The sequence below is a fragment of the Micromonospora phaseoli genome, from assembly GCF_900109115.1.
Classification (GTDB): Bacteria; Actinomycetota; Actinomycetes; order Mycobacteriales; family Micromonosporaceae; genus Micromonospora; species Micromonospora phaseoli.
On the sequence record NZ_FNYV01000006.1, the window covers coordinates 390,613 to 399,565 of the forward strand.

Annotated in this window: 6 protein-coding genes; 1 reads left to right on the top strand and 5 read right to left on the bottom strand. The window is 69.0% G+C overall.

Going from position 1 to position 8,953, the window contains the following annotated elements:
- Nucleotides 1-90 precede the first annotated feature (90 nt).
- The 5 genes from BMY89_RS18175 to BMY89_RS18195 form a co-directional block, all read right to left on the bottom strand.
- Nucleotides 91-2,955 carry a discoidin domain-containing protein gene (locus tag BMY89_RS18175; protein ID WP_092381178.1) on the bottom strand — a complete coding sequence of 955 codons (2,865 nt, stop codon included), beginning with the start codon at nt 2,953-2,955 and terminating at the stop codon, nt 91-93.
- Between the two features lie 177 nt (nt 2,956-3,132).
- Nucleotides 3,133-4,770, bottom strand: a complete 1,638-nt coding sequence (locus tag BMY89_RS18180) for a glycoside hydrolase family 13 protein (protein ID WP_092381227.1) — start codon at nt 4,768-4,770, stop codon at nt 3,133-3,135.
- Between the two features lie 25 nt (nt 4,771-4,795).
- Complete coding sequence (locus BMY89_RS18185; protein ID WP_092381179.1) at nt 4,796-5,683, bottom strand: carbohydrate ABC transporter permease; 888 nt, start codon at nt 5,681-5,683, stop codon at nt 4,796-4,798.
- A 12-nt stretch (nt 5,684-5,695) separates the two neighbouring features.
- The gene (locus BMY89_RS18190; RefSeq protein WP_092381180.1) at nt 5,696-6,652 is read right to left on the bottom strand and encodes a carbohydrate ABC transporter permease; all 957 of its coding nucleotides are present in this window, start codon (nt 6,650-6,652) and stop codon (nt 5,696-5,698) included.
- Nucleotides 6,653-6,733: 81 nt separating this feature from the next.
- The gene (locus tag BMY89_RS18195) at nt 6,734-8,113 is read right to left on the bottom strand and encodes an ABC transporter substrate-binding protein (RefSeq protein WP_092381181.1); all 1,380 of its coding nucleotides are present in this window, start codon (nt 8,111-8,113) and stop codon (nt 6,734-6,736) included.
- Between the two features lie 362 nt (nt 8,114-8,475).
- Between BMY89_RS18195 and BMY89_RS18200 the strand changes: the two genes are divergently transcribed.
- On the top strand, nt 8,476-8,953 hold a 478-nt coding region (locus BMY89_RS18200; RefSeq protein WP_139217968.1), incomplete at its 3' end, for an aldo/keto reductase.

Below are 8,953 nucleotides of genomic sequence, written 5' to 3' on the forward strand. Positions count from 1 at the left end.
CCTTCTTCCGGGACGTGGAGAGGCGTTGCGGGGGTGGCGCTTCTTGCGACATGGGTGGGCCCCGTTTCGGCGTACGGGCCCACCCACGGATCAGGTGGGGTGGATCTCGAATTCGGCCAGCTGAGCCGCTGACCAGCCGGTGTTGCCGGTGACGTTGAGTCGCAGGAACCGGCGCTCGCCGGCCGGCAGGTCGATGGAGACGGTGTTACCGGTGGCCGGGTCGAAGGTGCGTCCCGCCGAGCCGGCCAGGGTGGTCCAGGAGTTGCCGTCGGTGGAGCCGAGCACCGACAGCGTCTGGGTGCGGGTCTGCCAGGCCGACGACGGTGGCAGCCTCAGCACCACCCGACCTACCTGCCGGGCGACGCCCAGGTCGACGGTGAGGGTCTGTGGGAAGGCGTTGTTGGCGCTCTCCCAGTAGGTGTTCGCGTTGCCGTCCACCGCGTTGCCGGCCAGGTACACGTCGGTGTGACTGGAGGCGACCGCCGGCCGGCCGAGCGCCAGGTTCCCCGTCGGCGGCGGGGTGGTGGGCGGTGGGGTGGTCGGCGGTGGGGTGCTGCCGCCGCCGTACACCTCGAACTCGGAGATCTGGGCCGCGGGCCAGCCGGTGTTCCCGGTGATGCTCAGCCGGAGGAACCGGCGCTCACCGGCCGGCAGGTTGATCGACACGCTGTTGCCGGTGGCCGGGTTGAAGGTGCGCCCCGCCGAGCCGGCCAGGGTGGTCCAGGAGTTGCCGTCGGTGGAGCCGAGCACCGACAGCATCTGGGTCCGCGTCTCCCAGCCGGCAGGCAGTTTCAGCACCGCCCGGTCGACGGAGCGGGCGCTGCCCAGGTCGACGGTGAGGGTCTGCGGGAAGGCGCTGTTGACACTCTCCCAGTAGGTGCCCGGGTTGCCGTCGACGGCATTCCCCGCGACATAGCTCTGGTTGTGGCTGGACGCGACGACCGGCCTGCCCTGCGCCAGGTTTCCACCTGCCGGCGGCGGGGTGGTGGGCGGTGGAGTGGTGGGCGGTGGAGTGGTCGGCGGCGGCGAACTGGGCGGAGGGCTGGTCGGGCCGCCACCCCACTGCGGCTCCGGCCAGGGGCCGCAGTACGGGTTGGCGGTGTACCAGCCGGAGTTTCCGGCCCCCTGGGTGATCTGGAAGCCGCTGCCCACACAGTTGTGCATCGGGTTGGCCTGCGCGATGCCGGTGGCCCGCACGTTGGTGAAGGACACCTGGCTGGGCGCCTGCACCTGGAGGGCGTACGTGCCCGCGCCGTCGATGCGTACGTTGTTGAAGCTGATTCCGCTGGTGGTGCCCTCGATCCAGTGCAGCGCCGCGTAGGAGCTGTCCAGGATGTCGGTGTCGCTGACCACGATGGACGCGCCCTGGATCGGCTCGTTGAGCGCGGAGAACCAGATCGCTCCGACGCCGAACCGCCAGTTGTAGTCGGAGTTGCCGTTGCGGATCAGCGTGTTGCGGGCGACGGTGATGGTGCCGGCGACGGTGGTCGGCCCGTTCACCCCGGTGTACCGGTTGGCCACGTGGATGCCGCCGCCGTTGGTGACCGAGTCGGCGGTCACGTTGTCGGTGATCCGGATGTCCCGCCCGCCGTAGGTGACCAGGTGGTTGGCGAGGACGGTCACCCCGATGGTGTTGTGGGTGAAGGAGTTGCCGACGTTCGGCACGGTGTCCGCCCACATGGCGAGGGCGTCGTCGCCGGTGTTGCGGACGAAGGTGTTGGTCACCGTGGAGTTGGTGACCCCCCAGTGGAAGTTCACCCCGTCCGCGGTCTGGTCCAGGATCCGGCTGTTGCGGATGGTGAAGTTGTTCATCGGGCCGTCCATCCAGGCACCGACCTTGGTGTGCTGCATCCAGACGTTGTCCACCACCGAGTCCGACATCGCCCCGCCGATGGCGTTGACCTGGTCGTCGTCGATCCGTTCCCGGATGTCGCCGATGATGGCGAAGTCGCGCAGCAGCACGTTGCGGCTGGGGCCGCCCGCCTCGTGCGGACGGATCTCACCCCGGTAGCCGCCACCGTTGACGTACTTGCCGTAGATGCCGGCGGCGCGCTTGCGGTCGGTGGGGTGCCGGCCGCCGAGCACCGAATACCAGGGGCCCGCGCCGCGCAGGGTCACCCCGTCGACGACCACGTGGTCCCAGAGGGTGAAGGAGCCCGGCGGGATCCACACCGCCCGGCCCTGGGCCCGGCCGGCGTCCACGGCGGCCTGGAACCGGGCGGTGGAGTCGGTGCCGCCGGTCGGGTCGGCACCGAAGTCGGTCACCACGTCGAGCACGTTCGCCGGCTTGGCGATCGGTGCGGCGACCAGCTCGAAGTCGGCCAGGTCGATGGTGAAGGTCGGCGACTGGGCGGTCGAGGAGACCTGGAGCCGGATCTTCGCGCCGGCCGGATAGGTGGTGCCGAACAGCGTCCGGGTCTCGTCGTAGAAGTGGTGCGGGTTGGTGTCGCCCGGGTTGTTGTTGAACGGGTAGCCGCCGTAGTACCAGCCGTACTTAGAGGTCACCGGAACCGCCTTGACCAGGGTGCCGTTCGCCCGCAGGTCGATGGTGGCGTCCCGGCCGGTGCCGGCGGCGTTGTCCGGGATGCTGTATCGGAAGGTGATCGCGTTCGCCGGCGCGGTGAGGGTGAACTCGACGTACTCCCCGACCGCGTCGAGGGTGATCGCCTCCCGGCCGCTGGCCTCCGACGGCAGCGTGCCGTACCGCCGGTCCGGGCCGATCCGGCTGCCGTTGTGCGCGGCGCTTTCGGCTTCGTGCTCGATGAACGCGACGGTGGCGCCCCGGCCGACGATGTCGAACGGTGAGAGTCCGGCGGCGCGCGCCGGGGTCGCGGTGGTGGTGAGGGTGACGACCGAGATCGAGGCGGCGGCCAGCGCGGTGCCGGCGAGCGCGGCGAGCGCGGTACGGGTCCGATGTCTGGGCGGGTGGTGGTGCGGGGCGGTGTGGTCGGCCATGAGCAGGCTCTCCCTATTCCTCAAGGTGGCCAGGTCCCCCGTGGATGCGGCTTGCCGGTTGTGCGGATACCTCCTCGTGCGGTGCGGGCTGGCGGGGTGGTCGACGGCCGGCGGCCCGACGGCGCCGCCGGCCGGGCGACGCCGGTGGCGGGACGGGACCACCGGCGTCGCGCGGGGCTATCCGGGCTCCCCCGGGGTACGCAGCCAGACAGCGGTGTCCGGGGGCAGCCGGTCGTCGTCGAGCGGGCCGCTGGCCAGCAACTGCTCCTGGTGCGGCGGCAGCGGCACCGTCGCGCCGGAGAGGTTGACCAGGCAGGTGAAGCCGGGATCCCGCCGGAACGCCAGCACACCGTCCGGCGCGGGTAGCCAGGTCAGCGTCCCGTCACCGAGCGCCGCCTCGGTACGCCGCACCGCGATCGCCGCCCGGTACAGCTCCAACATCGAGTGCGGGTCGCCGCTCTGGGTCCGGGCTGTGCGGTCCTTCCAGTCGGCCGGCTGGGGCAGCCACGGCACCGCGCTCGCGCCGTCCGGGCTGAAGCCGAACGGCGGCCCGTCACCGGACCACGGCAGTGGCACCCGGCAACCGTCCCGGCCCGGGTCGACCCCGCCGGAACGGAAGAACATCGGGTCCTGCCGCAGCGCGTGTGGGATGTCCTCCACCTCCCACAGGCCCAGCTCCTCACCCTGGTAGACGTACGCTGCGCCGGGCAGCGACAGGGACAGCAGTGCGGCGGCCCGGGCTCGGCGGGTGCCCAGCTCCAGATCCGTGGGGATCCCCTCCCGCTTGGCGGCGAAGCTGAACGTGGTGTCGGCCCGGCCGTAGCGGGTGACGTGCCGGGTGACGTCGTGGTTGGAGAGCACCCAGGTCGCGGGCGCGCCGACGGGCGCGTGGGCGCTCAGCGTGCCGTCGATGCTCTCGCGCAGCGCCGCGGCGTCCCAGGCGCATCCGAGGAAGTCGAAGTTGAAGGCCGCGTGCAACTCGTCCGGGCGCAGGTATTTGGCGAACCGCTGCCGGTCGGGCAGCCACACCTCGCCGATCAGGGCCCGGTCACCGGGGTACGCGTCGGCGATCCGTCGCCAGTCCCGGTAGATCTCGTGCACCCCGTCGAGGTCGTGGAACGGGTGCGGCTGCTCCGGCCGGATCTCGGGCAGCGTCGCGTCCTTGACCAGCAGGCCGGCCGAGTCGATCCGGATGCCGTCCACCCCACGGTCGAACCAGAACCGCAGGATGTCCTCGAACTCGGCCCGCACCCGGGGGTGGTCCCAGTTGAAGTCCGGTTGTTCGGGGGCGAAGAGGTGCAGGTACCAGTCGCCGGGCGTGCCGTCCGGGTTGGTGGTCCGGGTCCAGGTCGGGCCGCCGAACTCGCCGACCCAGTCGGTGGGCCGCTGGTCGCCGTCGGGGCCCCGGCCGGGGCGGAACCAGAAGAGGTCCCGTTCGGGCGCGTCCGGCCCACCGGCGAGGGCCGCCTGGAACCAGGGGTGCGCGTCGGAGCAGTGGTTCGGCACCACGTCGACGATGGTCCTGATGCCCTGCGCGTGCGCCTCGACGATCAGCGCCTCCGTCTCGGCCAGGGTGCCGAAGACCGGGTCGATGTCCCGATAGTCGGCCACGTCGTACCCGGCGTCGGCCATCGGGGAGGGGTACCAGGGGCTGAACCAGATCGCGTCGATGCCGAGCGCCGACAGGTAGCTCAACCGGGACCGGATGCCGGCGATGTCGCCGATGCCGTCACCGTTGCCGTCGGCGAAGCTACGCGGGTACACCTGGTAGATAACCGCTCCACGCCACCACGGACCGCTGTCTGCTGTGGACACGAGCACCTGCTTTCTGGGTTGGGGATCATCCCTTGAGACCGCCCGTGGTGAGGCCGGACATGATGTTCCGTTGGAAGACCAGGAAGATGATGACGGTCGGTATCGCGGCGATCACCGAGGCGGCGATGACCACGTTCATCGGCGTACCGCCGGCGAAGGCGTAGATGCCGACGCTGACCGTCCGGGTCTCGGGCGACGGCATGACCAGCTTCGGCCAGAGGAAGTCCTTCCAGACCGCGGTCACCGCGAAGATCGAGACAACGCCGAGGATCGGACGCGACATCGGCAGGACGATCGACCAGAGCGTGCGCAGCGGCGTCGCCCCGTCCATCAGGGCCGCCGCCATCAGATCCTCCGGAATCGAGTCGAAGAACCTCTTCAGCAGGAAGATGTTGAAGGCGTTGGCGACCAGGGGCAGCCAGATCGCGAACGGCGAGTCGAGCAGGTTGATGTGCAGGATCGGCAGGTCGATCACGGTCACGTACTGCGGGACGATCAGGACCATCGCCGGGATCATCAGCGTCGCCAACATCATGCCGAGGATCACGTTGCCGAAGACCGGCCGGAGCTTCGACAGCGAGTACGCCGCGGCGGTGTCGAAGACGAGTTGGAACAGCACCGCGCCGGCCGCGTAGTAGAAGGTGTTGAACAGCAGCTTGGCCAGGTCCAGGTTGTTCCACGCGTCGGCGTAGTTCTGCCACTGCGGGTCCTGCGGGATCAGCGTCGGTGGGGTCTGCGCGATCTCCTGGCCGGACTTGAGCGCGCCGGTGACCATCCAGTAGAGCGGTCCGAGGAAGACGAGCGTGAACCCGATGATCACGACGGCGAGCAGCATCCAGTAGGTCGCCCGCCCACGGCCGCGCCGGAGCTGCGCCTGGGAGATGAGGGTACGGGTCCCGGTGTCCTGTGCCATGGGTGGTCCGTCCTAGTCCTGTTTCGCGGTCAGCCGCAGGTAGACGGCGGAGAAGCCGGCCAGCACCACGAGCATGATCACGCCGAGTGCCGCAGCGCCGTTGAGGTCGTTCTGGAAGAACCCGTGCTGGTAGATGAGGTACGCGACCGAGGTCGCCGAGTCCTCCGCGCCCGCACCGTTGGCCAGGATCAGCGGCTCGATGAAGAGCTGCATGGTGGCGACGATCTGCAGCATCGCCATGAGCGCGAGGATCAGGCGGGTCTGCGGGATCGTCACGTGCCGGATCCGCCGCCAGACCCCGGCGCCGTCGAGCTCGGCCGCCTCGTACAGCTCGCCGGGAATGTTCTGCAACGACGCCAGATAGATCAGCACCGCGCCGCCCATGTTCATCCAGGTCGACGCGATCACCATCGCCGGCATCGTCATCTCGGGGGATTGCATCCACTGCGATGTCGGCAGGCCCAGGGATTTGAGGATCGCGTTGAACAGCCCCGCGTCGCTGGGGTCGTACGCGTAGAACTTGAAGAGGAAGAGTGCCGAGGCGGGCGGCAGCATCACCGGCAGGTAGACCAGGATCCGGAGGTACCCCTGGGCGTGCCGGAACTCGTTCAGCAGGATCGCCACGAAGAACGGCACCGCGTACCCGAGGACGAGCGCGAGGGCGGTGAAGTAGAACGTGTTCTTCCAGGCGGTCCAGAAGCTGGGGTCGTCGAGGATCCGCAGGTAGTTGTCCCAGCCGACCCAGGTGGTCTCGCCGCGCCGGGTGCGCTGGAAGCTCATCACGACGCCGCGGACCATCGGGTACCAGGAGAAGACCGCGAAACAGAGCACCGCACCGATCAGGAACGTGTGCCCGGTGAGGTTGTCGCGTACCTTGCGGCCGAGGCTGGTACGCGGGGGGCCCGCCGGGGACGACGGCGCGGGGCGACCTGGTGCTCGGACGGCACCCGGGACGGTGGTGATCGCCAAGGCAACTCCTGGTGAGTCAGTGTCCGGACGTGCGGCGCGGTTGGGGTGGGGGCCGGCGCGCCGGACCCCACCCCGTTGGGCTCAGCTCTGCGCGGCGAGGAGCTGGTTGACCTTCTCCTCGGCCGTCTTGAGCAGCGCGTCGATGTTCGCGTTCGGGTTGGTCAGCACCCCGGACATCGCCGCGTCGAGCACCGCGTAGATCGCCTGCGCGTTGCGCGGCTCACCCTTGATCGGCACCGGGGTCGCCTCGAAGAGCGCGAAGTTGGCGGTGTCGACGTTCGCGTTCGCCTTGCGCAGCTCCAGCTCCTGCTTCTGGGCGTCGCTGCCGTTGGTGAACAGCAGCGGCTGCGGCAGACCCACCGGGTAGTTCTGCGGCTTGGCCCGGACGTAGTCGAACTGGCCCTTGCCCGGCGTCAGCTTCTGGTAGGCGATCCACTTCAGACCGGCCCTGACCTGCTCGGGAGTGAGGTCCTTCTTGAAGAAGTAGCCCTCGCCACCGCCGAGCGTCCCCTTGGCCGCGCCGTCCTGGCCGGGCAGCGGGCTCATCGCCCAGTCCTCGAACTTGCCCTGGAACTGGCTGACGATCGCCTGGGTGGTGTCCGGCGCACCGATGAACATGCCGACCTTGCCCGCGCCGGCGTTGGTCAGCAGGTCGCCCCACTGGAGCAGCTGGCGGTCGCCCATGCTGTTGTCGCCGTACCGCATGTCCTTGAGGTTCTGCAGGACCTGCTTGCCCATGGCGTTGTTGAAGTCGGCCTTCGTGCCGTCGGCGGTCAGCACCTGACCACCCTGGGAGTAGAGCAGGGAGGTGAAATGCCAGCCGCCGGTGTTGCCGGCGCTGTACTCCGCGTAGCCGGCGATGCCGTCACCGAGCGCCGAGATCTTCTTGGCGGCGTCCCGGACCTCCGCCCAGGTCCTGGGCGGGTTGTTCACGTCGAGCCCGGCCTGCTGGAACAGCCCCTTGTGGTAGACCAGACCCATCGAGTAGTTCTTCACCGGTACGGCGTAGAGCTTGCCGCCGTCGGTGAAGACCTCCTTGAGCGCGGGGTCGACGCTGTCCCAGGTGGGGATCGTGTCCTTGGTGGCGAACTCCGTGATGTCCATCGCCTGACCGGAGTCGAGCACCTGCTGCAGATCGGTCATGTACCCGTAGAACACGTCGGTCACCGTGCCGCCGGCGAGGCGGGCGGTGAAGTCCGGCGGGTTGTTGCACTGCTCACCGACGCTGACGCTCTTGATGACGATGTCGGGGTTCTGCCGCTGGAACTCGGCGACGTCGTCGTTCCAGTTCTGCAGCAGCTCTTTCTGGGCGCCGACCGGCTGGCAGTCGACGGTGATGGTGACCTTGCCGCTCGCGTCGTCGCTCGCGTCGTCGCTCTTCGTGGAACACGCTGTGAGGCTTAGCCCCAGACCGGCCACGAGCGCCAACGCCGCAGCCTTCCGGTACTGCGCTACGGACATCTGTCCATCCCTTCGGGAACGGGTGTCTGCATGAAGTTCGTCGATCCGCGGTGACCGTCGTCACCGCCGCGATGCCCTGCTACTGATCCGTGCTCGCCATACCGCCGTGACCCTCGGTAATCAACCGAAGGCCAGGTGTGAGTGGAGTCACTGTAGCGAGGCCGACTCATTTCAGCAAGGTATCGACGTGATGATGAAAGGACACGACTCCAGTGCGAGAGATTGCGACGCACGGATCACGCCAGGGTGGTGTGCATGCCCCTGCACTCGCTCCGACTGGCGGTGTCGCCCGAGCGTGTGAGGGCTGTCGCAGCGGGTAAACGCGGGCGACCCACTGGCACCCGAGTCTTGGAAAGGTCGACATGACCCTCGCTGCCACCGCGATCGAACTACCGTCCGGCCAGACGATGCCCTTGCTCGGCCAGGGAACGTGGTACCTCGGCGAGCGTCCCGGGAGGCGGCAGGACGAGATAGCCGCCCTACGCACCGGGCTCGACCTGGGCATGACAATGATCGACACTGCGGAGATGTACGGTGGCGGCGCTGCCGAGGAACTCGTCGGCGAGGCGATCGTCGGGCGACGCGCCGACGTCTTTCTGGTCGACAAGGTGCTGCCGTCCAACGCCAGCCGACGGGGAACCGTGCAAGCCTGCCGCCGCAGCCTGCAACGACTCGGCGTCGACCACATCGACCTCTACCTGCTGCACTGGCGTGGCACGCATCCACTCGCGGAGACGATCGAGGCGTTCGCCGAACTCGTCGACGCCGGCGACATCGGGCAGTGGGGGGTGAGCAACTTCGATCTTTCCGACATGACCGAGCTGTTCGAGGCGGGCGGAA